The organism is Agrococcus sediminis, assembly GCF_007923295.1.
GTDB classification, from domain to species: domain Bacteria; phylum Actinomycetota; class Actinomycetes; order Actinomycetales; family Microbacteriaceae; genus Agrococcus; species Agrococcus sediminis.
Window position 1 is genome coordinate 104,981 of record NZ_VOIR01000017.1, and the last position, 25,176, is coordinate 130,156.

At 73.9% G+C, this 25,176-nt stretch carries 22 protein-coding genes and 1 tRNA gene; 7 read left to right on the forward strand and 16 right to left on the reverse strand.

What is annotated here, in order from left to right:
* Window positions 1-8: 8 nt before the first annotated feature.
* The 3 genes from FQ330_RS12130 to FQ330_RS12140 are packed head-to-tail and all read right to left on the reverse strand — an operon-like array spanning window position 9 to window position 2,610.
* The gene (locus tag FQ330_RS12130; protein ID WP_128188815.1) at window positions 9-833 is read right to left on the reverse strand and encodes an ABC transporter permease; all 825 of its coding nucleotides are present in this window, start codon (window positions 831-833) and stop codon (window positions 9-11) included.
* A complete protein-coding gene (locus FQ330_RS12135; protein ID WP_146357889.1) occupies window positions 830-1,687 on the reverse strand; it encodes an ABC transporter permease in 858 nt (285 codons plus the stop codon). The genes FQ330_RS12130 and FQ330_RS12135 overlap by 4 nt, the downstream gene beginning before the upstream one ends.
* Entirely contained in the window at window positions 1,684-2,610 is a 927-nt protein-coding gene (locus tag FQ330_RS12140; protein WP_128188817.1) for an ABC transporter ATP-binding protein, read from the reverse strand. Before FQ330_RS12140 ends, FQ330_RS12135 begins: the two co-directional genes overlap by 4 nt.
* 54 nt (window positions 2,611-2,664) lie before the next feature.
* Here FQ330_RS12140 and FQ330_RS12145 point away from each other — a divergent pair, with 54 nt between their 5' ends.
* Both FQ330_RS12145 and FQ330_RS12150 read left to right on the forward strand, forming a co-directional pair.
* Entirely contained in the window at window positions 2,665-4,455 is a 1,791-nt protein-coding gene (locus FQ330_RS12145; RefSeq protein WP_146357891.1) for an ABC transporter ATP-binding protein, read from the forward strand.
* A gap of 10 nt (window positions 4,456-4,465) precedes the next feature.
* Window positions 4,466-5,494, forward strand: coding sequence for an NAD(P)H-dependent flavin oxidoreductase (locus FQ330_RS12150; protein WP_146357893.1), 1,029 nt, complete (start codon window positions 4,466-4,468; stop codon window positions 5,492-5,494).
* Between the two features lie 19 nt (window positions 5,495-5,513).
* On the opposite strand, the gene FQ330_RS12155 is transcribed toward FQ330_RS12150, so the two are convergent.
* The 3 genes from FQ330_RS12155 to FQ330_RS12165 all read right to left on the reverse strand — a co-directional run bounded on the left by FQ330_RS12155 (window position 5,514) and on the right by FQ330_RS12165 (window position 9,892).
* A complete protein-coding gene (locus FQ330_RS12155; RefSeq protein ID WP_146357895.1) occupies window positions 5,514-6,983 on the reverse strand; it encodes an NAD-dependent succinate-semialdehyde dehydrogenase in 1,470 nt (489 codons plus the stop codon).
* Between the two features lie 82 nt (window positions 6,984-7,065).
* The gene (locus FQ330_RS12160; protein ID WP_225792854.1) at window positions 7,066-9,225 is read right to left on the reverse strand and encodes an MMPL family transporter; all 2,160 of its coding nucleotides are present in this window, start codon (window positions 9,223-9,225) and stop codon (window positions 7,066-7,068) included.
* Between the two features lie 94 nt (window positions 9,226-9,319).
* On the reverse strand, window positions 9,320-9,892 hold the full coding sequence (locus FQ330_RS12165) for an isochorismatase family protein (RefSeq protein ID WP_128188821.1): 573 nt from the start codon (window positions 9,890-9,892) through the stop codon (window positions 9,320-9,322).
* Between the two features lie 117 nt (window positions 9,893-10,009).
* Between FQ330_RS12165 and FQ330_RS13385 the strand changes: the two genes are divergently transcribed.
* From FQ330_RS13385 to FQ330_RS12180, 4 genes are all read left to right on the forward strand, one after another.
* Window positions 10,010-10,171: a hypothetical protein gene (locus FQ330_RS13385; protein ID WP_164877051.1), complete on the forward strand. Its 162-nt coding sequence runs from the start codon at window positions 10,010-10,012 to the stop codon at window positions 10,169-10,171.
* A gap of 107 nt (window positions 10,172-10,278) precedes the next feature.
* Window positions 10,279-11,322 (forward strand): alpha/beta hydrolase, encoded by a 1,044-nt coding sequence (locus FQ330_RS12170; RefSeq protein WP_225792855.1) that lies wholly within the window; start codon window positions 10,279-10,281, stop codon window positions 11,320-11,322.
* A complete protein-coding gene (locus FQ330_RS12175; protein ID WP_146357897.1) occupies window positions 11,319-12,251 on the forward strand; it encodes an alpha/beta fold hydrolase in 933 nt (310 codons plus the stop codon). The genes FQ330_RS12170 and FQ330_RS12175 overlap by 4 nt, the downstream gene beginning before the upstream one ends.
* Window position 12,252: 1 nt before the next feature.
* Window positions 12,253-13,086: a glycosyltransferase family 2 protein gene (locus FQ330_RS12180; protein ID WP_192575944.1), complete on the forward strand. Its 834-nt coding sequence runs from the start codon at window positions 12,253-12,255 to the stop codon at window positions 13,084-13,086.
* A 39-nt stretch (window positions 13,087-13,125) separates the two neighbouring features.
* Here the strand turns inward: FQ330_RS12180 and FQ330_RS12185 are convergent.
* Window positions 13,126-13,201: transfer RNA gene (locus FQ330_RS12185), tRNA-Thr, on the reverse strand.
* 107 nt (window positions 13,202-13,308) lie between these two features.
* Here FQ330_RS12185 and FQ330_RS12190 point away from each other — a divergent pair.
* A complete protein-coding gene (locus FQ330_RS12190; protein WP_146357901.1) occupies window positions 13,309-15,726 on the forward strand; it encodes a phosphoketolase family protein in 2,418 nt (805 codons plus the stop codon).
* Between the two features lie 30 nt (window positions 15,727-15,756).
* Here the strand turns inward: FQ330_RS12190 and FQ330_RS12195 are convergent, their stop codons facing one another.
* The 9 genes from FQ330_RS12195 to FQ330_RS12235 all read right to left on the reverse strand — a co-directional run bounded on the left by FQ330_RS12195 (window position 15,757) and on the right by FQ330_RS12235 (window position 24,946).
* Window positions 15,757-17,343 carry an alpha/beta hydrolase gene (locus FQ330_RS12195; protein ID WP_128188825.1) on the reverse strand — a complete coding sequence of 529 codons (1,587 nt, stop codon included), beginning with the start codon at window positions 17,341-17,343 and terminating at the stop codon, window positions 15,757-15,759.
* A 38-nt stretch (window positions 17,344-17,381) separates the two neighbouring features.
* Window positions 17,382-18,542 carry a DNA polymerase III subunit delta' gene (locus FQ330_RS12200; RefSeq protein ID WP_128188826.1) on the reverse strand — a complete coding sequence of 387 codons (1,161 nt, stop codon included), beginning with the start codon at window positions 18,540-18,542 and terminating at the stop codon, window positions 17,382-17,384.
* 10 nt (window positions 18,543-18,552) lie between these two features.
* A complete protein-coding gene (tmk, locus tag FQ330_RS12205; RefSeq protein ID WP_146357903.1) occupies window positions 18,553-19,185 on the reverse strand; it encodes a dTMP kinase in 633 nt (210 codons plus the stop codon).
* Window positions 19,182-21,887, reverse strand: coding sequence for a type I DNA topoisomerase (topA, locus tag FQ330_RS12210; protein WP_318655696.1), 2,706 nt, complete (start codon window positions 21,885-21,887; stop codon window positions 19,182-19,184). The genes tmk and topA overlap by 4 nt, the downstream gene beginning before the upstream one ends.
* 72 nt (window positions 21,888-21,959) lie before the next feature.
* On the reverse strand, window positions 21,960-22,316 hold the full coding sequence (locus FQ330_RS12215) for an Rv3654c family TadE-like protein (protein WP_146357907.1): 357 nt from the start codon (window positions 22,314-22,316) through the stop codon (window positions 21,960-21,962).
* A complete protein-coding gene (locus FQ330_RS12220) occupies window positions 22,317-22,637 on the reverse strand; it encodes a hypothetical protein (RefSeq protein WP_146357909.1) in 321 nt (106 codons plus the stop codon).
* Window positions 22,638-22,811, reverse strand: a complete 174-nt coding sequence (locus tag FQ330_RS12225; RefSeq protein WP_146357911.1) for a DUF4244 domain-containing protein — start codon at window positions 22,809-22,811, stop codon at window positions 22,638-22,640.
* A gap of 288 nt (window positions 22,812-23,099) precedes the next feature.
* Window positions 23,100-23,936 (reverse strand): type II secretion system F family protein, encoded by an 837-nt coding sequence (locus tag FQ330_RS12230; protein ID WP_146357913.1) that lies wholly within the window; start codon window positions 23,934-23,936, stop codon window positions 23,100-23,102.
* Window positions 23,933-24,946 carry a TadA family conjugal transfer-associated ATPase gene (locus FQ330_RS12235; protein ID WP_146357915.1) on the reverse strand — a complete coding sequence of 338 codons (1,014 nt, stop codon included), beginning with the start codon at window positions 24,944-24,946 and terminating at the stop codon, window positions 23,933-23,935. Before FQ330_RS12235 ends, FQ330_RS12230 begins: the two co-directional genes overlap by 4 nt.
* Window positions 24,947-25,176: the final 230 nt, after the last annotated feature.

Sequence of the window (25,176 nt, forward strand, 5' to 3'; positions counted from 1 at the left end):
CCTGGGCGTCAGCGCAGGAAGAGGGCCCGCAGGCGCGAGGTCGTGAACCACAGGCCCACGACGATCATCACCGCGAAGTACAGCAGGTGCAGCAGGATCGACGGCTGGATGAGCCCGGTCGTCAGCTGCCGGATCATGTCGACGCCGTGCCACAGCGGCATCGCCTGGATCACCCACTGCAGGCCCTGCGGGTACACCTCGATGGGGAAGAACGTCGCCGACAGCAGGAACATCGGCATCATGACGAAGTAGACGTAGTCGAGGTGCTGGAAGGTCTTCATGTAGCTCGTGATGGCCATGCCGAACGAGGCGAAGCCGAACGCGACGACGAGCGCCGCGGGGATCGCGAGGATCGCCGTCCACGAGAGGTTGAGCCCCATGAGGGTCGTCACGAGCATGAAGCCCGACGCGTACAGCAGGCCGCGGAACAGCGCCAGCAGGATCTCGCCGAGCGCGACGTCGAGCGGGCCGAGCGAGGTCGACAGCATCTGCTGGTAGAGCTTCGCGTAGTTCATCTTGAAGAAGACGTTCATCGTCGAGTCGTACACGGCGCCGTTCATCGCGCTCACCGCCATGAGCGCCGGCGCGATGTAGGCCGCGTACGGCACCTCGGCGCCGTAGAACTCGACGGTGCCGATGAGGGCGCCGAGGCCGATGCCCATCGAGAGCAGGTAGAAGACCGGCTCGAAGAAGCCGGTGACAACGATGAGCCAGTTGTTGCGGGCGATCACCTGCAGGCCGCGGGCCACGACCGAGCGCGTGTTGCCGGCGTAGATGCCGCGGAGCGGTCCGCGGACGGTCGGCGCGGGCGCCTCGAGCAGCTGCTCGTTCATCGGTCGAGCCTCCGTCGGAAGGTGCGGATCGAGAGCAGGCAGGTGGCGGCGGCCAGCAGCACGAGGTAGCCGACGTGCACGAGCGCCATGCCAGGGGCGAGCGCGGCGCCGTACAGCGCCGCTCGGCCGAGCTCGGCCGCGTGCCAGAGGGGCGAGATCCAGCCGATCCAGTGCAGGAACCAGGGCAGCGTCTCGAGCGGGAAGTAGGTGCCCGAGAAGAGCGTCAGCGGCACGACCACGAAGCGCTCGATGAAGGAGAGCTGGCCGCGGTCCTCGGTCTGCGTCGCGACCCACGACATCACCGCGAAGCCGACCGCGGCGCCGAGCAGCAGCCCGATGGGCACGAGCAGGATCGCCCCGGCCGCGGAGCCGATGCCGAAGAGCACCATCACGAGCACGAAGGCGACGAGCGGCAGCAGCACCCGCACGAGCACCGACACCTGGAAGCCGATCACGATGTGCGCGGGCCCGATCGGGGTGCCGTTCATGGCGAAGAACATCGGGAACCACTTGAAGCCGCCGAAGACGCCGTAGGTGTTCTCCTGCGACGCGGTCTGCATCACCGTCGCCATCGCGAGCGCCGGCGCGAGGAAGGTCAGGTACGGCACGCCGTCGACGCCCGCGGCGCCCTGGTTGGCGTCGACGAGCAGCCCGAGGCCCACGCCGAGCCCCAGCAGGAACAGGAACGGCGAGCCGACGCCTATCGCGACCCACGACGCGACGTACGAGCGCATCGACCGGATGCGGTGCTCGGCGACGAACCACCAGCCCCACGACCGCGAGGAGCGCGCGACGGCGGCGTGGTCGACGCCGCCCACGTCGACGAGCCCGCGGCGCTGCACGGTGCCGCTCATTCGATCAGCGACCTTCCCGTCAGCCGCAGGAAGACGTCCTCCAGGCTCGAGCGCCGCACGAGGCTCGTGATCGGCTGCAGGCCGCGCTCGTGCACCGCCGACATCGCCGCCTCGCCGTCGTCGTCGTAGACGAGCACGCGGTCGGGCAGCACCTCGATGCGCGAGCCGATGCCCTCGATGACGGTCGCGGCCTCGGCGTTGCGGCTCGAGCCGAACCGCACCTCGAGCACCTCGCGGGTGGAGTACTGCCGGATGAGCGCGGCGGGACTCCCCTCGGCGACGATGGTGCCCTTGTCGACCACCACGAGCCGGTCGCAGAGCTGCTCGGCCTCATCCATGTAGTGCGTGGTGAGCACGAGCGTCGTGCCCTCCTCCTTCAGCCGGAAGAGGCGGTCCCACAGCACGTGCCGCGCCTGCGGGTCGAGGCCCGTGGTCGGCTCGTCGAGCAGCATCGCCTTGGGGCTGTTGATGAGGCCGCGCGCGATCGTGAGCCGGCGTTTCATGCCGCCCGAGAGCCCGTCGACGCGGGCCTTGCGCTTCTCGGTGAGCTGCGCGAACTCGAGCAGCTCCTCGGCCCGGCGCTTCACGTACGGCAGCGGCAGGCCGAAGTAGCGGCCGTAGACGATGAGGTTGTCGATGACCCGCAGCTCCTCGTCGAGCTGGTCGGCTTGCGGCACGATGCCGAGCTGGGCGCGGATCTCGGGCCCGTGGCTCTCGGGGTCGAAGCCGAGCACGCGGAGCTCGCCCGACGTGCGCGTCGACGTCGCCGCGATCATGCGCATCGTGGTCGACTTGCCCGCGCCGTTGGGGCCGAGGAACCCGAACGCCTCCCCCGGCTCGATCGCGAAGTCGATCCCGTCGACCGCCGTGAAGTCGCCGTACTGCTTCGTCAGGCCCTTGGCCTCGATCACCGGTGCTGGCACGGTTCCCGATGCTAGGCCCTGCCGCCGACATCGGCGCCCCCGGGAAGCGGGAGAATGGATGCGATGAGCGAGCGACGAGGGATCTTCGGCCGGCGGCGGGGCGACGACGGGCCGCGGGCGAGCCTCCGCGAGCTGCTGCCCTACCTCTTCCCCAAGAAGGGGCTGCTCGCCGGCGCGATCGTGCTGTCGGTGCTGGGCGCCGCCTTCTCGCTCGCCCAGCCCGCCCTCGCGCAGGAGCTCATCGCCCGCGTCGAGCGGTCGGAGCCGCTCGCGTGGCTGCCGCTCCTGCTGCTCGTGATCGTCGTGGTGGGCGCGGTGCTCGACGGCTTCCAGCACTTCCTGCTGCAGGTGCTCGGCGAGCACGTCGTGCTGCGCACGCGCCGCACGCTCGTCGGCTCGCTCCTGCGGCTGCCGATCGCCGAGTTCGACGCCCGCCGCGTCGGCGACCTCGTCAGCCGGGTGGGCAGCGACACGACGCTGCTGCGCGCCGTGCTCACCCAGGGGCTCGTCGAGTCGATCGGCGGCCTGCTGACGCTCGTGGGCGCGGTGATCGCGATGCTCGTCATCGATCCGCTGCTGCTGGGCCTGACCGTGCTCGTGCTGGGCGTCGCGATCGCCGGGATGCTCGCGGTGATGCCGCTGCTCACGCGCGCCTCCGGCCGCGCGCAGGAGCAGGTCGGGCACCTCACGAGCGCGCTCGAGCGCGCCATCTCGGCCGTGCGCACGGTGCGCGCCGCGGGCGCGACCGAGCGCGAGGCACGGGCGATCGGCGACCGCGCCGGCGACGCGTTCGCGGCCGGTGTCGGCGTCGCGCGCATCTCGGCGCTCGTCGTGCCGATCTTCGGCGTCGCGATGCAGCTCGCGTTCCTGGTGGTGCTCGGCGTCGGCGGCCTGCGGGTCGCCACGGGCGAGATCGGCATCGCGCAGCTGGTCGGCTTCCTGCTGTTCCTGTTCCTCATGATCATGCCGCTCGGCCAGCTCGCCGGGGCGATCTCGGCGGTGAGCGTCGCGCTCGGCGCGCTGGGGCGCATCCAGGAGATCGTGCGCCTCCCCTCGGAGACGGATGCGGATGCGCGCGTCGCGCTCGAGCCGCGGCCGGGAGCGCCGATGGTCGCCTTCGAGGACGTCGCCTTCGCGTACCCGTCCTCCCCCGACCGGCCGGTGCTCGAGGGGGTGTCGTTCGCCGTGCCGGCGGGCACCCGCACGGCGATCGTCGGCCCGTCGGGCGCGGGCAAGTCGACGGCGTTCGCGCTCGTCGAGCGCTTCTACGACGCGGACGCGGGCCGCGTGCTCGTCGGCGGCGAGGACGTCCGCGACGTGGACCGCGCATCCCTGCGCTCCCGCATCGGCTACGTCGAGCAGGACGCGCCCGTGCTCGCCGGGTCGCTGCGCGACAACCTGCTGCTCGGCGCGCCCGACGCCACCGACGAGCAGCTGCTCGCCGCGCTCGAGTCGGTGAACCTGGGCGAGCTCGTGCGCCGCGCCGAGGACGGGCTGGGCGCCGAGGTCGGCGAGGGCGGCGTGCTGCTCTCGGGCGGCGAGCGGCAGCGGCTCGCGATCGCGCGGGCGCTGCTCGCCGCGACGCCGATCCTGCTGCTCGACGAGTCGACCGCCAACCTCGACGCGCGCAACGAGGCCTCGCTCAAGCTCGCGCTCGACGTCGCGAGCGAGGGCCGCACCACGCTCGTGATCGCACATCGGCTCGCGACCGTCGTCGACGCAGACCAGATCGTCGTCCTCGAGGCCGGCCGCGTGCTCGCGACGGGCACGCACGCCGAGCTGCTCGAGACCTCGCCGCTCTACCGCGAGCTCGCGGCCCACCAGCTGCTCGCCCCGGCGGCGTGACGGAGGCACCATGACCGCCAGGAGCTCCCTGCTCTCGACCGACCTGCCGCTGGCCGCCGCACCCATGGCGGGCGGCCCGACCTCGGTGGCGCTCGCCACCGCCGCGGCGGCGGCCGGCGCCTTCCCGTTCCTCGCCGCCGGCTACAAGGCGCCGGAGGCGATGGCGGGCGAGATCGAGCAGCTCCGCGCGCTCGACGCGCCGTTCGGGGTCAACCTCTTCGTGCCCGCGAGCGCCGCGGTGGACCGCGCGGCGTTCGCGGCGTACGCCGAGCGCCTGCAGCCGGAGGCGGACGCCTACGGCCTGCGACTCGACCCCGAGCCCGTCGAGGACGACGACGCCTGGGAGGCCAAGCTCGACCACCTGCTCGCGCACCCCGTGCCGGTCGTCTCGCTCACGTTCGGCCTGCCGCCGCGGTCCGAGATCGCGGCCCTGCAGCAGCGCGGCACGCGCGTGCTCGCCAGCGTCACGACGCCGGAGGAGGCCGGCCGCGCCGCCGCAGCAGGCGTCGACGGACTCGTGGTGCAGGGCCCCGACGCCGGCGGGCACTCCGCGACCCACGACCCGCTCCGCGCGATCGAGCCGGCCTCGACGGCATCGGTCGTGCGCGGGGTGCTGCGCTCGGTCGACCTGCCGGTGATCGCCGCGGGCGGCGTCGACGGGCCGGCCGCGGTGCGCGCGCTGCTCGACGCCGGCGCGGAGGCGGTCGCCGTGGGGACGCTCCTGCTGTGCACCGACGAGGCCGGCACCTCGCCGACGCACCGCGCCGCGCTGCGGGATCCGCGCTTGAGCGAGACCGTGCTGACCCGGGCGTTCACCGGTCGACCGGCGCGGGCGCTGCGCAACGGCTTCATCGACCGGCACGACGCCGCGGCGCCGGCGGCCTACCCCGCCGTGCACCACCTCACCCGCGAGCTCCGCCAGGCGGCGGGCCGAGCGGGCGATGCCGACCGGCTGCACCTGTGGGCCGGCACCGGCTGGCGCAGCGCGACCGAGGGCCCCGCAGGCGAGGTGCTCGCGCAGCTCGCCTCGCAGGTGTGAGGCGGCGCGGCCGGACCGATCAGGCGAAGGGGTTGGGCATGAGCGTGTACTTCGTCTCGAGGTACTCGTGGATGCCCTCGGCGCCGCCCTCGCGGCCGAGGCCCGACTGCTTCACGCCGCCGAACGGGCCCGCCGCGTTGGAGACGACGCCGACGTTCAGGCCCATCATGCCCGTGTCGATGCGGTCGATCATGCGCTGGCCGCGATTGGTGTCCTCGGTGAAGACATAGCCCACGAGGCCGTACTCGGTGGCGTTCGCGAGCCGCACCGCGTCGTCCTCTGTCGCGAAGCGCTGGATCGCCACCACCGGCCCGAAGATCTCCTCGATCGACACCGCCATCGACGCATCCACGCCGTCGAGCACGGTCGGCTCGAAGAACGAGCCGGGCCCGTCGATCGCCTTGCCGCCGGTGACGAGCGTCGCGCCGTCGGCCACCGCCGACTCGACGAGCCGCACGGCGTTGTCGACCGCCTTGTCCTCGACGAGCGGGCCGATCTGCACGCCCTCCTCGGTGCCGCGGCCGATCTTCATCGCCTTCACCGCGTCGCCGACGCGACGTGCGAACTCGTCGGCGATCGACTCGTGCACGATGAAGCGGTTCGCGGCCGTGCAGGCCTGCCCGATGTTGCGGAACTTCGCCAGCAGCGCGCCCTCGACCGCCTTGTCGAGGTCGGCGTCGTCGAACACCACGAACGGCGCGTTGCCGCCGAGCTCCATGGATGCCTTCAGGACGTTGTCGGCCGCCTGCTTCAGCAGCTGCACTCCCACGGGCGTCGAGCCCGTGAACGACACCTTCCGCAGCCGCGGGTCGGCCAGCAGCCGCTCCGAGAGCGCGCCGGTCGACTTCGTCGTGATGACGTTCACGACGCCCTTCGGCAGGCCGGCCTCCTCGAGCAGCCCCACGAGCGCCAGCGTCGTCAGCGGCGTCAGCGTCGCCGGCTTCACGACCGCGGTGCAGCCCGCGGCGAGCGCGGGAGCGATCTTGCGGGTCGCCATCGCGAGCGGGAAGTTCCAGGGCGTGATCAGGAAGCACGGGCCGACCGGCCGGTGGGTCACGATCATCTGGCCCGTGCCCTCGGGCGTCATCATGTAGCGGCCGTCGATGCGCACCGCCTCCTCCGAGAACCAGCGCAGGAACTCGCCGCCGTAGGCGACCTCGCCGCGGGCCTCGGCCAGCGGCTTGCCCATCTCGAGCGTCATGAGCAGCGCGAACTCCTCCTTGCGCTCCTGGAGCAGGTCGAACGCCTTCCGCAGGATCTCGCCGCGCACGCGAGCGGGCGTGCGCGCCCACTCCTCCTGCGCCGCGACCGCCGCGTCGAGCGCTCGCACGCCGTCCTCGACCGAGCCGTTCGCGATCTGCTTGATGACCTCGCCGGTCGCCGGGTCGCGCACGTCGATCGTGCCCTGCTCGCCGTCGATCCACTCGCCGCCGATGAACAGCCGGCCGTGGACGGCCTCGAGGACCTGGCTCTCGGTGGTCGCGCTCATGAGGACTCCTTCGCGGGATGATTGCGGTTGATCGTATACGATCGTCGCCCGGTCGCGCGAGCGGCGACGAGCTCCTCCAAGCCTACGACTCGGCGCCCTTCCGCCCCAGCCTCGACGGCCACCACGTCCTCGGGCCGATCTCGAGCGCGAGCGCCGGCACCAGCAGCGAGCGCACGATGGTCGTGTCGATCAGCACGCCGAGCGCGACGATGATGGCGAGCTGCAGCAGGAACAGCACCGGGATCACGCCGAGCGCCGCGAAGGTCGCCGCGAGCACCACGCCGGCGGAGGTGATGACGCCGCCGGTGACGCGCAGACCGCGCAGCACGCCCTCCCGGTGCCCGAGCCTGCCGACCTCCTCGCGCACGCGGGTCATGAGGAAGATGTTGTAGTCGACACCCAGCGCGACGAGGAACACGAAGGCGAACAGCGGCACCGAGGGGTCCATCGCGGGCACGCCGAGCGCGGTGAGGATGACGGCGCCGACGCCGAGCGCCGTCCCGTACGACAGCACCGTGGTGGCGATGAGCAGCACCGCCGACACGATCGAGCGCAGCAGCGCCATCAGGATCAGCAGGATCACCGCGAGCACGACCGGGATGATGAGCGCGCGGTCGCGCTGGGATGCGTCGTTCGTGTCGATCGCGGTCGCGGTCGGCCCCCCGACGATCGCGTCGGGCGTCACGGCGGCCACGCGCTCGCGCAGCTCCCGCACGGTCTCCTGCGCGGCGTCGGAGTCGGGCGCATCGACGAGCGTCGCCTGGATGAGCACCTGCCCCTCGACGACCGTCGGGGTGGCCGCGGCGAACGGCGAGGCCGGGTCCACGGGCAGCGGGATCGAGCCGGCGGGCGAGTCCTCGCTCGCGACCGCGACCCCGTCGACGCCGTCGACCTCCGCCGCGGCCTCGGCCACCGCATCCAGCTCGCCCTCCGGGGCGAGGATCTGCGTGGGCGAGCCCGAGCCGCCCGGGTAGTGCGCCGAGAGCAGCTCCTGCCCGTCGCGCGCCTGCGACTCCCCCACCACGAACTCGCTCGAGGGCACGCCGTTCGCCTGCAGCTGCACGAGCCCCACCGCGCCGACGCCGAGCACGAGCGCCGAGGCGATCCACACGGCGCGGGCGCGACGGTCGACGAGCTGCGCGACCGCGTTCCACAGGCCCTTGCCCTCGGGCTTCGTGCGCGGCCGCTCGGGCGTCGGCGCGAACGGCCAGAAGGCGACCCGCCCGAACGCCAGCAGCAGGGCGGGCAGCAGCGTGAGGCCGGCGAGGATCGCCGCCGCGATGCCGATGGCGGCGACCGGACCGAGCTGCTGGTTGGAGACGAGGTCGCTCAGCAGCAGGCACAGCAGGCCCGCGATCACTGTGCCGCCCGAGGCGATGATGGGCTCGAACGAGCCGCGGAGCGCCTGCAGCGTCGCGCGCCAGCGCGAGCGCTCCTGCCCGAGCGCCTCGCGGTAGCGCGCGGTGTAGAGCAGGCCGTAGTCGGTCGCCGCGCCGACGACGAGGATGAAGAGGATGCCCTGGGTCTGGCCGCTGAGCGTCAGGACGCCGGCCTGCGCCAGCAGGAACACCACGAGGATCGCGAGGCACAGCGCGGCGACCGAGGTCAGCAGCACCAGGATCGGCAGCAGCGGCGACCGGTAGACCACGATGAGGATGACGAGGACGGCGCCGAGCGCGACGAGCAGCAGGATGCCGTCGATGCCGGCGAAGGCTGCCGAGATGTCGGCGCTGAAGCCCGCGGGGCCGGTCACCGCGGCGGTGGCGCCGGCGGGCAGCTCGGCCTCCTCGAGCGCCAGACGCACGGCCTCGACCGTCTCGGTGAGCTCCTCGGTCGAGCCGGAGCCGTCGAGCAGCGCCACGACCTGCGCGGCCTGGCCGTCGTCGCTCGGGATGACCGGCGACACCTCGACCACGCCCTCGAGGTCGGCGATCTCCTGCTGCAGCTGCTCGACCTGCGCGAGGTCGCCCTCGTCGAGCTCGCCCTCGGTCGCGAGCACCACGATCGCGGGCACCTCGTCGGCGCCGAGGAACTCCGGCAGCAGCGACTGCACCTCGGTCGAGTCGGCGCTGGCCGGCAGGAAGCTCGTCTGGTCGTTCGACACGACCGACGAGAGCCGCCCGAAGGTCGGGCCGCCGAGCCCGAGCGCGGCGAGCCAGCCGAGGATCAGGACGGCGGGGATGAGCACCCGCAGCCAGGTGGGCACGCGGCGGGTGGACGAGGTGCGGGCGGAGGTAGCCACTTAGCCAGCCTATCTGTTAGTTCGGCTATGTAAACAGCGCATCCTCGCGGAAGCGCAATGCAGACAGGCTACATGTAGTTCCGCTACATCTCCGTCAGGGCAGCCCGACGACCTCCACGCCCGCGTCCCGCAGCTCGTCGAGCGCCGCCGCGCGCGTCACGGGCGACACCGCGGAGGTCAGGCCGTCGATGACCCGCACGGAGAACCCGGCGAGCGCCGCGTCGAGCGCCGAGGCCTTCACGCAGTAGTCGGTCGCGATGCCGACGACGTCGAGCCGATCGACGCCCTGCTCCTCCAGCACCTCGCCGAGCGTCTCGCCGTCGTCGGTCGTGCCCTCGAACGCGGAGTACGCGGGCTCGCCCTGCCCCTTCTTGATGTGCACGTCGATCGCGAGCGCGTCGAGCGCGGGGTGGTACTCGGCACCCTCGGTGCCGGCGACGCAGTGCACCGGCCAGGAGTCGACGAAGTCGGGCTCCCCTGCCGCGAAGTGCCCGCCGTTGTCGCTGTCGGGGTCGTGCCAGTCGCGGCTCGCGGCCACGAGCGCGTACTCGTGGGTGCGCAGGTGCTCGGTGATCGCGGCGGCGACCGCCGCCCCGCCCGTCGTGCCGAGCGCGCCGCCCTCGGTGAAGTCGTTCTGCACGTCGACGATCAGGAGTGCTGTGGTCATGGGCCCAGCGTAGGACTCGGATGCGTCGGCCGAGTTGCGGAGACGATACCCCGGTGGGTATTGTGGGTCGCGACTAGATACCCCCAGGGGTATTGCCGATCGCCTCGAGGAGACATCATGTGCCGTTCCGTCCGCTGCCGAACCTGCGGCAAGACCACCTGGGCAGGCTGTGGCCAGCACGTCGCCGAGGTGCGCCGCGGCGTGCCCGCCTCGCAGTGGTGCGGAGGCCACCAGGACGAGCCGAAGCGCGGCTTCTTCGCGTCGCTGTTCGGCCGCTGACCGACAGGGCATAGCGGGCGCCGAGGGCGCGGCCGTATCGTGAGGCGCCAGAGCGTCGTGCGGTGCGGCCGCACCGGTCGGCGCAGGATCGGCGAGCAGGTGCACGCATGACGACGGGACCGGGGCTGACCCGCCTCTGGCGAGCCCTCCGCCGGGCGTGGCCCGCGCGCGGCGTGCCGGTCTGGGCGTGGCGCGCCATGATGCGCGCGGTCGCGGGCCGCGAGCTGCGCACGTTCAACGCAGACCCGATCGCCGACGTCCGCTACGACCTCGACATCGACTACGTCGGGGACGGCGACGCCGCGCACCGCCTCGACGTGCTGTCGCCCGCGGGGCACGCCGATCGAGCGGGCGCCGGGGCGGCGCCGCTGCCGGTCTACGTCTACTTCCACGGCGGCGGGTGGACCTCCGGCGACAAGGCCGCGCTCACGAAGTACTGCGCGAGCCAGAGCGTCGGCGGGATGGTGGTCGTCAACGCCAACTACCGCCGCGCGACGCGCGCCCACATGGGGCACATCCTGCAGGACGCGGCAGCCGTGATGGCGTGGGTCACCGAGCACATCGCCTCCTACGGGGGCGACCCCGAGTCGGTGGTGCTCGGCGGCGACTCCGCGGGCGGGCAGATCGCCGCGCTGCTCACCGCCGCCTCCTTCCACCCCGAGCTGCAGCACCACCACGCGCTGGCCTCCGTCCCCGACCGGCGCATCGTGAAGGGGCTCGTGCAGCACTGCAGCGTGGTCGACTTCTCCGTCGTCTTCGAGCGGGGCTCCGCGCTCAGCCTCGACTTCATCCGCATGCTCGTGCCCCGCCACCGGCACGTCCGGGGCGCGACGGCGTCGGCCGCGATGCGCTGGCTGCGCGGCGAGGCCCGGTTCCTCTCGCCGATCGAGTGGCTCGCGCCGGAGTTCCCGCCCGTGCTCGTGACCACCTCCGAGCGCGACTACTTCTACCGCGCCAACATGAACTTCCTCCAGCGGCTCCGCGCGCACCGCATCCCGGTCGAGGCGCTCGTGTACGACCGGTCGGCGCGCAGGGCGGTGCACACGTGGCAGCAGAACGCCGCGCACGCCGAGTCGCAGGAGGTGTACCGCCGGCTGCACCGGTTCGTGCAGAGGGTGACGGGCGCAGCCCCGGAGGGCCTCCGCGCATGACCGCGACGCGCGGCGGCCCGGGTCCCGCTCCGGAGGGCGGCGGGCCGCTGGAGCGCTGGCACACCGGCGCCGGCGCCCGCGTCGTCGACGTCGTCGACTGGACCGCGACTCCCCGCGGCGCGTCCCGCTCGTGGTTCGACGCCCCGAGCGGACGGCTGGCGACCCTCAGCATGGGGCCCGAGGAGGGCGAGTCGGTGCTGCTCGTGCCCGGCCTGACCGGATCGAAGGAGGACTTCTCGCTCGTCCTGCCGGGCCTCGCGCATGCCGGGCTGCGCGCGCTCAGCTACGACCTCGCGGGCCAGTACGAGTCGGCCGCGGCGGGCCCGGAGCACCTCGTGCCGCCGCGCGCCCGCTACGACTACGACCTGTTCGTCGACGACCTCATCGCGCTGCTCGAGTCCCGCGGCGGCCCGTCGCACGTGCTCGGGTACTCGTTCGCCGGCATCGTCGCGCAGCTCGCGCTCGTGCGACGGCCCGAGCTGTTCTCGAGCCTGACGCTCATGAGCTGCCCGCCCCGGCCCGGCCCGGGCTTCCGCGACGTCCCCGTGGTGGGGCGGTTCAGCGTCGTCGCGAGCAGCCGCGTCAACGCGGCGATCGTGGTGTGGGCGCTGCGCCGCAACGTCGCCCGCGTCCCGCGCTCGCGCATCCGCTTCGTGCGGCAGCGCTTCGGCCTGACCCGGCGCCGATCGGTCACCGACGCCTTCGAGCTCATGCAGCACACGCCCGACGTGCGCGGGATCCTCGCCACCGCGCGCCTGCCGAAGCTCGTCGCGGTGGGCGAGCACGACATCTGGCCGCTCGAGCTGCATCGCCGCTTCGCCGCCGAGATCGGCGCGCGCCTCTCGGTGTACCCGGGCGGGCACAGCCCGTGCGAGACCTCGCCGCTCGAGCTGACCGAGGATCTCCTGCAGCTCATCCGCGGAGCCTGACGTGCGCATCTCCGTCGTGATCCCCGTGCGCGACGACGCGATCGCGCTCGAGGGCTGCCTCGCCGCGCTCGCGCGCCAGTCGCGCGCGCCCGACGAGATCCTGGTCGTCGACAGCGGCAGCAGCGACGGCAGCGCCGAGGTCGCCGCGCGCCACGGCGCGCGCGTGCTCGCGGTGCACGCGCCCGGCATCCCCGGGGCGACCGCCGCCGCGCTCGACGCGGCCGTCGGCGACGTGCTCGCGCGGCTCGACGCCGACACCGTGCCGCCGCCGCAGTGGGTCGGGCGCATCGAGGCGGCGTTCGCCGCCGACCCGCAGCTCGACGCGATCAGCGGGGCCGCGACCTTCTACGGCGGCACGTGGCTCGTGCGGTACCTCGGCCGCAAGAGCCTCACGGTGGGCGACTTCCGGCTGATCGCCGCGCTGCTCGGGCACGCGCCGCTGTACGGCTCGAACTTCGCGATGCGCGCCGACCTCTGGAGGCGGATGCGACTGGCCGTGCACCGCGACCGCGCCGACGTGCACGACGACGTCGACCTGTCGCTGCACCTGCCGCCCGGCAGCGCGGTGCGCTCCGACCCGCAGCTCACCGTCGGCGTCTCGGCCCGATCGTTCACCCGGCCCCGCGGCACGCGCGGCCAGATCGGGATGACGGCTCGCACGCTGCTGGTCACGAGCCGCGAGACGGGCCTCATGCGCCTGCGCCTCGCGTGGTTCCTCGCGGCGCTGCCCACGGGCGCTGCCGCGCGCGGCCCGCTCGGGCGGCTGGAGCGGCGGACGGCGGCGGCGTCGAGACGCGGCTGGCTGCGGCTGCTGCGCCGGTTCCCCCGCCGCTGATGGACCGCGGGGCCCGGGACGATGCCGGGGAGGAAGTGCTGGTGCCGCCTGGGAGAATCGAACTCCCGACCTATTCATTACGAGTGAATCGCTCTGCCGACTGAGCTAAGGCGGCGTGCCGAGGCACGATCATCGAGCATAGCGCATGGCCGGCCTGCGCCACGACCGGCGGGACGGCATCCGCCCTTGACGACCGAGGGCGCCGCGCACCAGGCTCGAGCCATGACGGCGACCGCCTGGCAGCGACGGAGCGGCGAGCCCTCCCCCGACGACCTCGACCGCGTCGACGCGTGGTGGCGCGCGGCGAACTACCTGAGCATCGGGCAGATCTACCTGCTCGAGAACCCGCTCCTGCGGCAGCAGCTCGCGCGCGAGCACATCAAGCCGCAGCTGCTCGGCCACTGGGGCACGACCCCGGGACTCACGTTCCTGCAGGCGCACCTGAACCGCGCCATCCGCGAGCGCCGGCAGCGCACCCTCTTCGTCACCGGGCCCGGCCACGGCGGGCCCGCGGTCGTCGCGGGCGCCTGGCTCGACGGCGTCTACGCCGAGCGCTACCCCGAGGTCGGGGTCGACGAGCGCGGCATGCAGCGGCTCTTCCGGCAGTTCTCGTTCCCCGGCGGCATCCCGAGCCACGCCGCACCCGAGACGCCCGGCTCCATCAACGAGGGCGGCGAGCTCGGCTACTCCCTCGCGCACGCCTACGGCGCCGCGTTCGACGACCCCGACCTGCTGGTCGCGTGCGTCATCGGCGACGGCGAGGCCGAGACCGGTCCGCTCGCGACCGCCTGGCACGGCAACAAGCTGCTCAACCCCGCAGCCGACGGCGCCGTGCTGCCGATCCTGCACCTGAACGGGTGGAAGATCGCGGGCCCGACCCTCCTCGCGCGCATCCCCGAGCACGAGCTCGTCTCGCTCATGCGCGGCTACGGCCACGAGCCGCTCGTCGTCACCGTCGGCTTCGACGACGAGCCGACGCGGGAGGTGCACGCGCGCTTCGCCGCGGTGCTCGACGACGCCCTCGACCGCATCGCGGCGATCAAGGCCGACGCCGCCGCGGGCACGCTCGCCGAGCGGCCCGCGTGGCCGATGATCGTGCTGCGCAGCCCCAAGGGCGGGACCTGCCCCGACGAGGTCGACGGCGAGCGCATCGAGGGCACCTGGCGCGCCCACCAGGTGCCGCTGTCGGGCGTGCGCGACGACGACGGCCACCGCCGCATCCTCGAGGAGTGGATGCGCTCGTACCGACCCGAGGAGCTCTTCGACGAGCGCGGCGCGCCCGCCGCCGCCGTGCGGGCCAACGTGCCGAAGGGCGACCTGCGGATGGCCGCGGAGCCGGCCTCGAACGGCGGCGTGCGGCGCGAGCCGCTGCGCCTCACGGCGATCGGCGGGCACGCGATCGACGTCGCACCCGACGCGCGCGGCGCCGTCGAGGCGCAGGCGACGGCGGTGCTCGGCGAGTGGCTCGCCGAGGTCATCCGCGACAACCCCCGCACGTTCCGCATCTTCGGGCCCGACGAGACCGCATCCAACCGCCTCGCCCCCGCCGTCTACGCCGCCACCGAGCGCCAGTGGAACGCGCGCATCGAGCCCGGCGACGAGCACCTCGCCCTCACCGGTCGCGTGATCGAGGTGCTCAGCGAGCACCAGTGCCAGGGCTGGCTCGAGGGCTACCTGCTCACCGGCCGGCACGGGCTGTTCAACACCTACGAGGCGTTCGCGCACATCGTCGACTCGATGCTCGGCCAGCACGCGAAGTGGCTCGAGTCGGCGATGCACGTGCCGTGGCGCGAGCCGATCGCGAGCCTCAACTACCTGCTCTCGAGCCACGTCTGGCGGCAGGACCACAACGGCTTCAGCCACCAGGACCCGGGCTTCATCGACGTCGCGCTCAACAAGAGTCCCGAGGTCGTGCGCGTGCACCTGCCGTTCGACGCCAACACGCTGCTCGTGACCGCCGACCACTGCCTGCGCTCGACGGGCCGCATCAACCTCGTCGTTGCCGGCAAGCAGCCGGCGCCGCAGTGGCTGAGCATGGCCGAGGCCGAGGAGCACTGCCGTCGCGGGCTCGGCGTGCTGCCGTGGGCGGGCACCGAGCGGGAGGGGTCGGGCCCGGATGCGGTGCTGGCGGCGGCCGGGGACGTCCCGACGCTCGAGGCGCTCGCCGCGGCCGCCATCCTCCGCGAGCGCGCGCCGGCGCTGTCGCTGCGCGTCGTGAACGTCGTCGACCTCGGAAGGCTGCAGCCGCCGGACGTGCACCCGCACGGGCTGCCGGACGACGAGTACGACCGCATCTTCCCGCCCGAGGCGCCGACCGTCTTCGCCTACCACGGCTATCCGTGGCTCATCCACCGCCTCGCGTACCGCCGGGGCCACCACCCGCACCTGCACGTGCACGGCTTCCTCGAGCGCGGCACGACGACGACGCCGTTCGACATGGTGATGATGAACGAGCTCGACCGCTACCGGCTGGCGATCGATGTGCTGCAGCGCGTGCCGGGGCTCGCCGAGGCGCACGCCGGGCTGCTCGACGAGCTCGCCGATGCGCGCGCGAGGGCCCGCGCCCACACGCGCGAGCACGGGGTCGACGTGCCGGAGGTCGCCGACTGGCGCTGGCCGGCGTCGTCGCTCGGCAGCTGAGCGCCGGACCGCCTCAGGGTCCGGCCCGCCTCAGCAGTCGATCTGTCCGGCCGGCGCGACGCCGTCGAGGAAGTACTCGTTCACCGGCCGGTCGACGCAGTCGTTGCCGCCGAAGTACTGCCCGTGGCCCTCCGCGTCGACCGAGATGAGCACGCCCGACTCGAGCATCGCCGCGAGGTCGACCGACTGCTGGTACGGCGTCGCCGGGTCGTTGATGCCGCCGATCACGATGATCGGCTCGGCGCCCGGCGCGGTGATCTCGTGCGGCTCGCGCGTCGCCTCGAAGGGCCACGCGGCGCAGCTGCCGAGCCCCACGAAGTCGGGCCCGAGCGTCGGCGCCGCGGCCATGATCTGCTCGGCGTTCGCGCGCACCTCGTCGAAGTCGGTGACCGGCGGGTAGTCGAGGCAGTTGACCGCGATGAGCGTCTCGAGCGAGTTGTCCTCGAAGGAGCCGTCCGGGCGCACGCCGTAGTACGCGTCGGCCTGCGCGAACGCGGTCTCGCCGCGGCCCGCCGCGACGTCGGCGATCACCTGGCGCAGCGTCTCCCACTGCGCGTCGCTGTAGAGGTTGGCGGCGATCGCGGTGAAGAACGCGCCGGAGCCGAGCTGGCGGCCGTCGGCGACCTCGATCGGGTCGGCGTCGATCGCGTCGAGCAGGGCGCGCGTCTGCTGCAGCGCATCCTCCTTCGACCCCTGGAAGGGGCAGTCGCGCTGCTGCAGGCAGTCGGTGACGAAGTTGCCGTACGCGAGCTCGAAGCCGGCCGCCTGGTAGAGCGTGCCCTCGAAGTCGGTCGAGTCGGGCGCGACCGCCGCGTCGAGCACCATGCGGCCGACGTTCTCGGGGAACAGGTCGGCGTAGGTCGAGCCGATGAGCGTGCCGTACGAGACGCCGAGGTAGTTGAGGCGCTCCTCGCCCAGCAGCGCCCGCAGCAGGTCGAGGTCGCTCGCGACCTGCTCGGTGCCGATGTGCTGCAGGTAGTCGCCGGTGTGCTCGAGGCATGCGTCGCCCAGCCACTGCGCCGACTCGAGCTGCTGCTCGAGGTCCTCGTCGCTGAGCGGCTCGGGTGCGGGGCCCGGCGGGATCTCCCACAGCCAGTCGTAGAGCTCCTGCGGGTCGTCGTAGCAGGAGATGGGCGTCGAGCCGCCGACCCCGCGGGGGTCGAAGCCGACGAGGTCGTAGTGTTCGCGCACATCCGGGTGCAGCAGGTAGTCGGCGTAGCTCTGCACGTACTCCACGCCGGATGCGCCGGGGCCGCCGGGGTTGTAGAGGATCGCGCCGCGGCGCTCGCCGGTCGCGGGCGCCACGGTGACGGCGAGCTCGATCGACTCCTCGCCCGCGCTGAACCAGTCCATCGGCGCGGTGACGGTGCCGCACCAGTTGGCGCCGCAGTCCTGCCAGTCGACGTCCTGACCGAAGTAGGGCTCGAGCTCGGGCGCGACGGCCTCGCCGGTGGGGCTCCACAGCGGCTCGTCGCTCGCGCCGGGCGTGCCGGAGGTGCCGGGCGTGCTCGGGCTGCCGGGCAGCGGCGGCGGCAGGATGACGCAGCCCGTGAGGGCGAGCCCGGTGGCGGCGACGACGGCCAGTGCGGTGAGGCCGCGGCGGCGGAGGCGATGCATGCTCACACCGTATTGCCCGAGCCTGTGGCCGGGGCCTGTCAGCGGCGCTGCGCCGCCCGCGCGGCGCGCACGAGCATCGCCTCGAGCGCCAGCAGCGGCGGCACGTTGGCCTCGATGCGCTCGCGGGCGATGCGGATCTGGTCGAGCACGTCGATCACGGCTGCGCGCTCGAGGTAGTCGGCCGCGGCCTGCACCGTCGGGCGCATCGCCTCGTTGACGAGCTCGCGCCCGACGCCGAGCTGCGTCATGAGGATGTCGCGGTAGAGCGACAGCAGGTCGACGAGGATGCGGTCGACGCCGTCGCGCATGCCGCGCTTCGCGCGCTGCTTCTGGGCGTCGTCGAGCTCCTTCAGCTGGCGGCGCAGCTGCGGCGGCACGGTGCCGCCCGGCTCGATGCCGAGCTGGCGCAGCGCCTGCGCGCGCTCGGCCTCGTCGCGCTCGGCCGAGAGCGCGTCGGCGTCGGCCGTCGCGATCTCGACGTATCGGGCCGCGGCGAGCACGGCCGAGGCCGCCGTCGACACCCGCATCGCGATCTGCAGCGTCTCGGCCCGGCGGGCCCGCGCCTCGTCGCTCGTCGCGAGCCGCCGCGCCATGCCGATGTGGCTCTGCGCCTCGCGCGCCGCGCGCTCGGCGACCGCGGGGTCGACCCCGTCGCGCTCGACGAGCAGGCGGGCGACGTCGGCCGGGTCGGGCACCTGCAGCGTGAGGGTGCGCACGCGCGAGCGGATCGTCGGCAGCAGGTCTGCCTCGCTGGGCGCGCAGAGGATCCAGACGGTCTCGGGCGGCGGCTCCTCCAGTGCCTTGAGCAGCGCGTTGGAGGTGCGCTCGGCCATCCGGTCGGCGTCCTCGACCACCACCACGCGGTAGCGCGCGGTCGAGGGTGCGAGCGATGCGCGCTGCACCACGGCGCGGGCCTGCGCGATGGTGATGAGCACGCCCTCGGTCGAGAGCGTCACGAGGTCGGGATGGGTGCGCGCCTCGACGAGGGTCGCCACCTCCGGCTCGATGCCGGTCGGCGCAGACAGCAGCGCCGCGGCGAAGGCGTAGGCGAGGTTGGAGCGGCCCGATCCGGGCGGGCCCGTGAGCAGCCAGGCGTGGGTCATCGCGCCGTGGGCGTCGCCCGGCTGCTCGGCCGCGGCGCGACGCAGCTGCTCGACCGCATCCGCCTGGCCGACGATCTCGCTCCAGCCGCCCGTCATCCGCTCCCCCTCAGTGGTGCGCGTCGAGCATCGCACGCACGAGCGACACGACGCTCGCGTGCACCTCGTCGGGGGTGCCGGATGCGTCGACGACGGCGAAGCGGTCGGGCTCGGCCGCGGCGAGCCCCAGGTAGGCCTCGCGCACGCGCCGCGCGAAGTCGAGCCCCGTCTCCTCGAGCCGGTCGTACGGCGCGTGCTCGCGCGCGGCCATCCGCTCGCGCCCCGCCTCGGGCTCGATGTCGAGCAGGATCGTGAGATCCGGAAGCAGCCCGTCGACGGCCCACAGCGACAGGTCGCGCACCTGCTGGCCGTCGAGCTCGCGGCCGGCGCCCTGGTAGGCGACCGAGGAGTCGAGGTAGCGGTCCTGCACGACGACGCCGCCGCGCTCGAGCGCGGGCCGCACGAGCGTCGCGACGTGCTGCGCGCGGTCTGCGGCGTACAGCAGCGCCTCGGCGCGCGGCGCGACGTGCCCCTCGGTGTGCTGCACGAGCCGGCGGATCTCGACGCCGAGCTCGGTGCCGCCGGGCTCGCGCGTGCGCACGACCGTGCGGCCGCGCTCCTCGAGCCACGCCTGCAGCATCGCCGCCTGCGTCGACTTGCCGGAGCCGTCGCCGCCCTCGAGCGTGATGAAGGCGCCGGTCACTGCTCCGCCGCGGGCTTCTTCGCCGCCGGCTTCTTCGCGGCCGGCTTCTTGGCAGCCGGCTTCTTGGCGGCGGGCTTCTTGGCGGCCGTCTTCCGCACCGGCTTCTTGGTCGGGCCCTTCTCGCGCTTCAGCTGCAGCAGCTCGATCGCGCGCTCGAAGGTGATCGCCTCGACGTCCTCGCCGCGCGGGATGGTCGCGTTCGTCTCGCCGTCGGTCACGTAGGGGCCGAAGCGGCCGTCGCGCACCTTTACCGGCTTGCCCGAGACCGGGTCGGCGTCGAACTCCTTGAGCGCCGACGCGGCGCGCCGGGCGCCGTACTTCGGCTGCGCGAAGCGCTCGACCGCCTGCTCGAGCGTGATCGAGAAGATCTGGTCCTCCTCGTCGAGCGAGCGGGTGTCCTCGCCCTTCGACAGGAACGGCCCGTAGCGGCCCGGCCGCGCGGTGATCCCGACGCCCGACTCCGGGTCGACGCCGACGACCCGCGGCAGCGAGAGCAGCTTGAGCGCGGTCTCGAGGTCGACCGACTCCGGCTCCATCGCCTTGAAGAGGGATGCGCGGCGCGGCTTGGGCGCGGCCTTCCCCTTCTTCGGGGCGACGGGCTTGCCCTCGTCGTCGAGCTCGACCGGCAGCGCCTCCTCGATGTAGGGCCCGAAGCGGCCGTTCTTCACGACCACGTCGAGGCCCGTCTCCGGGTGCTGCCCGAGCACGCGGTCCTGCACGGGCTCGGCGGCGAAGAGCTCCTCCGCCTTCTCGGGCGTGAGCTGGTCGGGCGTGAGGTCCTCGGGCAGGTTGGCGCGCTTCGTCTCGCCGTCGGGGCCGGTGCCCTCGAGGTAGGGGCCGTACTGGCCCACGCGCAGCGTGACGCCCTCGGCCACCGGGATCGAGTTGACGGCGCGCGCGTCGATGTCGCCGAGGTTCTCGACGGTCGACTTCAGGCCGGGCCGCTCGTCGCTGCCGAAGTAGAAGCGCTGCAGCCACTCCTGCCGGTCGAGCTCGCCGTCGGCGATGCGGTCGAGGTCGGCGAGCATCTCGGCGGTGAAGTCGTAGTCGACGTAGTCGCCGAGGTTGTCCTCGAGCAGCTTGATGGTCGAGAACGCGATCCAGTTCGGCACGAGCGCGCCGCCGCGCTGCGTGACGAAGCCGCGGCGCACGATCGTGTCGATGATCGAGGCGTAGGTGGAGGGCCGGCCGATCTCGAGCTCCTCGAGCGCCTTCACGAGGCTCGCCTCGGTGTAGCGCGGCGGAGGCGTGGTCACGTGCTCCTTGCGCTCGAGCTCCGCGAGGTCGACGCGGTCGCCGCCCTTGACGTCGGGCAGCGTGCCCTCGGCCTCGGCGTCATCGGCGTAGCGCGAGGCGTCCTTGCCCTCCTCGTACGCCTGCAGGAAGCCCGGCTCGGTGATGACGGTGCCGGATGCGGTGAACTCGGCGACGCCGCGGGCCGTCTTCTCGGACGCGATGGTGATGGTCGCGGTCTGCCCGGTCGCGTCGATCATCTGGCTCGCGACGGTGCGCTTCCAGATGAGCTCGTACAGCCGGTGCTCGTTGGGCGTCATCGACGCCTTGACCTCGCTCGGGGTGCGGAACGCCTCGCCGGAGGGGCGGATTGCCTCGTGCGCCTCCTGCGCCGACTTCGACTTGCCGGCGTAGTGGCGCGCGGCCTGCGGCACCGAGCCGGGGCCGTAGAGGCTGGTGGCCTGCGCGCGCGCTGCGGCGATCGCCTGCGACGACAGCGAGGGCGAGTCGGTGCGCATGTAGGTGATGTAGCCCTGCTCGTAGAGCGACTGCGCCACCGACATGGTCTGCTTCGCCGAGAGCTTGAGCTTGCGGCCCGCCTCCTGCTGCAGCGTCGACGTCGTGAACGGCGCCGACGGGCGGCGGCGGTACGGCTTCGACTCGACCCCGGCGACCGCGAAGGCGGTCTGCTCGAGCTCGGTCGCGAGCGACTCGGCCGCCTCCGCGTCGAGGATCGTGCGCACGCCCTTGATCTGGCCCCGGTCGTCGAAGTCGCTGCCGGTCGCGACGCGGGCGCCGTCGAGGCGCACGAGGCGCGCGCCGAAGCGCGACCCCTCGGCCTCGAACTGCGCGGTCAGGCTCCAGTAGCCGGCGGCGACGAACGCCATGCGCTCGCGCTCGCGGTCGACGATGAGGCGGGCGGTCGGCGACTGCACGCGGCCGGCCGACAGGCCCTGCCGCACCTTGCGCCACAGCACCGGGCTCACCTCGTAGCCGTAGAGGCGGTCGAGGATGCGACGGGTCTCCTGGGCGTCGACGAGCGGCATGTTGAGCTCGCGCATCGAGTCCTTCGCCTGCTCGATCGCGTCCTTCGTGATCTCGTGGAACACCATCCGCTTGACCGGCACCTTCGGCTGCAGCACCTCGAGCAGGTGCCACGCGATGGCCTCGCCCTCGCGGTCCTCATCCGTCGCCAGGATGAGCTCGTCGGCGTCCTTGAGCGCGCGCTTCAGCTCGGCGACGGTCTTCTTCTTCTCGTCGCTGACGACGTAGTAGGGGGCGAAGCCGTGGTCGACGTCGACGGCGAACTTGCCGTACGACCCCTTCTTCAGGTCTGCGGGCAGGTCGCGCGGGCTGACGAGGTCGCGGATGTGGCCGACGGAGGCCAGCACCTGGTATCCCTCGCCGAGGTACCGCTCGATCGTCTTGCCCTTCGCCGGGGACTCCACGATGACGAGCTTCTTGCCCATGCTCACGCTCACTGCTCTTCTTGGGGGATGGTGCGCCCGACCGGGCCACGCCTCGACACAATACACACGGTGTCATGGTGCTCCCCAGGTCGGCGGTCCGGCGACGGCAGAGCCGGATGCGCGCCACGGGCCGACCGGGACGACAGCCGTCACGCGCGCGTCGAGCCCGTCGAGCGCGCACGCCTCGAGCCGTGCGCCGCTCGCCGCGGCGACCGCTTGCGCGAGCGCGCACGGCGCGCCGTCGGCGAAGCCGGAGCGCGCATCGGCTGCCGCGAGCGCGGCCGCCTCCGCCGCGGCCGCCGCCCGCGCCTGCGCGATCGACGCGGTGCCCACGCCGACGACGAGCAGCGCCAGCAGCAGCGCGGCGCACGCCACCGCGAGCGCGAGCGCGGCGCCGGCGCCCCGTTCCTCCGCCCACCGCGAGCGCATCTACCGGCCGCCGCCGTGCGCGCAGCTGCTCGCCCGCAGCGTCAGCGCGCCGCCGAGCGCCTCGCGCGCGAGCACGGCGCAGACGAGCTCCCCTCGCGCCTCGATGCGCAGCGCGGCGCCGTCGGCGTAGAGCGCCGGGTCGTCGCCGCGCCCCGCCGCCCGCGCCGCCGCGCCCGCCGACTGCTCGAGCCCGACCTGGGCCGCTGCCGCCGACACCGCAGCGACCGCGAGGCCGATGGCGAGCACTGCGGCCGGCAGCGCCGCGGCGAGCTCGGCCGTCACCGCGCCGAGCTCGCCGCGGCGGTCGCTGCCGGGTGCCACCTACTGCACCGTCAGGGCTCGCTGCACCATGTCGGTGAGGATCCCGCGCACCTCGTCGGAGCGCAGGATCACCACCAGCAGCCCGGCGAAGCCCACCGCCGCCATCGTCGCGATGACGTACTCGGCGGTCGCCGCGCCGTCCTCCTCCTGCACCAGCCTGTCGAGCATCCGCATGCTCGCCTCCTTCCCTCGGGGAGCCCCAAGGGTGCGCCAGATGCGGGTGCGGGCGTGCGGCGATCGAGCCGCCCTGTGGAGGAGCGGCTCGATCGGGATGCTGCGGGCGACCCGGTCAGGGGTCGCCGACGGGCCTCAGCGCCGGCGCTGCTGCGGGCGGATGGGCACCGTCGCCACGATCGGGTGCGGGGCGCTGCCGAACGAGGCGGCGAGCGCGGCGAACCAGTTGACGATGGACTCGAAGAGGTTGCGCATGCCCCGACCGTAGGCGCCCGACCTGTCCGCCCCCTAGGTGAGCGGGGTGAGGGCGCCGGTGAGCATCGACGCGATGAGCGGCACGATCACGAGCAGCGAGAAGGCCGGCAGCACGCACGCGCCGAGCGGCAGCGACAGCTGCACTGCGGCTCGCTGCGCCCGCGCCTCGGCCTCGAGCCGCGCGCGGATGCGCGCCGCCTGCGCCTCGGCCAGCAGCAGTCCGCGCACCGGCACGCCCGCGCGACGCGCGAGCGCGAGCGCCGCGTCGACCTCCGCCCAGCCGCCGGCGGCCACCCCGGCATCCGCGAGCGCGGCCTCCGCCGCGGCGCGGGCGCGATCGGTCGCGCCGCCGCCCGCGAGCGCGACGGCGACCAGGTCGAGCGCCAGCCCGGGGGCCGCCTCGCCGCGGGCCGCGCGGCGCACGATCGCCCGCGACCAGGCCCACGCCGCCACCAGCAGCGCCGCGCCCAGGAGCATCGACCAGGTGCCGACCCCGCCGCTCGTCGCCGCGCCGACGACATCGAGCCCGAGCGCGAGGCCGAAGCCGATGCCGACGATCGGCAGCGCCATCACCAGCCGGGCCGTCGCGCGGGGCCCGGCGAGCGCCGCCTCGAGCGCCCGCGACTGCACCGCCTGCTCGCGCAGCAGCCCGGCGAGGCGCTCGAGCGTCGGCGCGGTCGGCGCACCCGTCTTGCGCGCGAGCGCGAGCACCGCGGCGACCGTGCCGCGCGCGCCGCCCGTCTGCGCGTCGACCGCCGACGCATCCGTGCCGAGCACCGACCACGCGCGATCGATCGGCAGGCCGCCCGCGACGAGCGCCGCGAGCCGGTGCACGGTCGCGGCAGCCTCCTCCTGCGCCGCAGCGGTCATCGACGACGCACCGCCAGCCGATCGCCCTCGAGCACGAGCGACCCGATCGCCGCCACGCGGCGCACGGGCGCCCCCGCGACCGCCGCGCGCTCGATGTGCAGCACCGCGTCGATCGCGCTGACCGCCTGCCGCGCGAGCGCCGCGGGGCCGAGGCCCGCGAGCGCGCCGAGCGCCTCCAGCCTCGCCGGCACGTCGTCGAGCGAGTTCGCGTGCAGCGTGCCCGCGCCGCCGTCGTGGCCCGTGTTGAGCGCCGACAGCAGCTCGCGCACCTCGGCGCCGCGGCACTCTCCGAGCACGAGCCGATCGGGCCGCATGCGCAGCGCCTCGCGCACGAGCTGCTCGAGCCCGATCGCGCCCGCCCCCTCCGCGTTCGCCTGCCGCGCCTCGAGCGCCACGACGTGCGGATGCTGGATGCGCAGCTCGGCGACGTCCTCGATCGTCACGACGCGCTCGCCCGCCCCCGCCTCCGAGAGCATCGCGCCGAGCAGCGTGGTCTTGCCCGAGCCGCCGGCGCCCGAGACGAGCACGTTCGCGCGCCGGGCGACGAGCCCGCGCACCTCGGCGAGCGGCACGAGCGCGAAGGCGCCCGCCGCGTCGAGCTCGGCGAGCGTCAGCGAGCGCACGCGCGGCAGCCGGATCGACAGCTGCGCGCCCGCGACCGCGACGGGCGGCAGCACCGCGTGCACGCGGATGCCGTCGTGCAGGCGCACGTCGACGCACGGCGTCGCCTCGTCGACGTGGCGCCCGCCCGCCGCGACGAGCGCGACCGCGAGCGCACGGGCGCGCTCCGGCTCGAGCCGCAGCGCCGCGGCCTCGGCGCCCCGACCGCGATCGACCCACACCTGCCCGCCCGTGACGAACACATCCGTCACCGCCGCCTCCGCCACGAGCGGCGCGAGCTCGCCGAACTCGCGCAGCGTGCCGCCGTCGGCCGCCGTGCGCGCCGGGTCGCGCGTGCTCGGGCGCGGGGCGCCGGCGACGAAGGGGATCCCGGTGGCGCGCTGCTGCATGGGCGCACGCTACGGGCGGCGAGCGCCGCGCGGGGACCGCCGCCGGGCGGCTGTGGAGAGGGCGACCGCGCCGCAACGAGGGAGGCGGCGCCCACCTGGGGGGAGGGGACGCCGCCGCAGGGAGGCGGATGGGGATCCACCGGTCACCTGCTGGTGCCGGCAGGGCCGGCGTCGCCATCGTAGGCTTCCGAGCGCGCGCCGGGCGGCGCAACACGGCGCAACCTCGCGCC

What these genes read in the sequence shown, in the direction of transcription:
- FQ330_RS12165 (WP_128188821.1), bottom strand. Translation starts at nt 9,892, where the DNA reads ATGACCACAGCACTCCTGATCGTCGACGTGCAGAACGACTTCACCGAG.
- FQ330_RS13385 (WP_164877051.1), top strand. Translation starts at nt 10,010, where the DNA reads ATGTGCCGTTCCGTCCGCTGCCGAACCTGCGGCAAGACCACCTGGGCA.
- FQ330_RS12225 (WP_146357911.1), bottom strand. Translation starts at nt 22,811, where the DNA reads ATGCGGATGCTCGACAGGCTGGTGCAGGAGGAGGACGGCGCGGCGACC.
- FQ330_RS12195 (WP_128188825.1), bottom strand. Translation starts at nt 17,343, where the DNA reads ATGCATCGCCTCCGCCGCCGCGGCCTCACCGCACTGGCCGTCGTCGCC.
- FQ330_RS12230 (WP_146357913.1), bottom strand. Translation starts at nt 23,936, where the DNA reads ATGACCGCTGCGGCGCAGGAGGAGGCTGCCGCGACCGTGCACCGGCTC.
- FQ330_RS12150 (WP_146357893.1), top strand. Translation starts at nt 4,466, where the DNA reads ATGACCGCCAGGAGCTCCCTGCTCTCGACCGACCTGCCGCTGGCCGCC.
- FQ330_RS12200 (WP_128188826.1), bottom strand. Translation starts at nt 18,542, where the DNA reads ATGACGGGCGGCTGGAGCGAGATCGTCGGCCAGGCGGATGCGGTCGAG.
- FQ330_RS12170 (WP_225792855.1), top strand. Translation starts at nt 10,279, where the DNA reads ATGACGACGGGACCGGGGCTGACCCGCCTCTGGCGAGCCCTCCGCCGG.
- FQ330_RS12175 (WP_146357897.1), top strand. Translation starts at nt 11,319, where the DNA reads ATGACCGCGACGCGCGGCGGCCCGGGTCCCGCTCCGGAGGGCGGCGGG.
- topA (WP_318655696.1), bottom strand. Translation starts at nt 21,887, where the DNA reads ATGGGCAAGAAGCTCGTCATCGTGGAGTCCCCGGCGAAGGGCAAGACG.
- FQ330_RS12215 (WP_146357907.1), bottom strand. Translation starts at nt 22,316, where the DNA reads ATGCGCTCGCGGTGGGCGGAGGAACGGGGCGCCGGCGCCGCGCTCGCG.
- FQ330_RS12130 (WP_128188815.1), bottom strand. Translation starts at nt 833, where the DNA reads ATGAACGAGCAGCTGCTCGAGGCGCCCGCGCCGACCGTCCGCGGACCG.
- FQ330_RS12145 (WP_146357891.1), top strand. Translation starts at nt 2,665, where the DNA reads ATGGATGCGATGAGCGAGCGACGAGGGATCTTCGGCCGGCGGCGGGGC.
- FQ330_RS12235 (WP_146357915.1), bottom strand. Translation starts at nt 24,946, where the DNA reads ATGCAGCAGCGCGCCACCGGGATCCCCTTCGTCGCCGGCGCCCCGCGC.
- FQ330_RS12190 (WP_146357901.1), top strand. Translation starts at nt 13,309, where the DNA reads ATGACGGCGACCGCCTGGCAGCGACGGAGCGGCGAGCCCTCCCCCGAC.
- FQ330_RS12135 (WP_146357889.1), bottom strand. Translation starts at nt 1,687, where the DNA reads ATGAGCGGCACCGTGCAGCGCCGCGGGCTCGTCGACGTGGGCGGCGTC.
- FQ330_RS12155 (WP_146357895.1), bottom strand. Translation starts at nt 6,983, where the DNA reads ATGAGCGCGACCACCGAGAGCCAGGTCCTCGAGGCCGTCCACGGCCGG.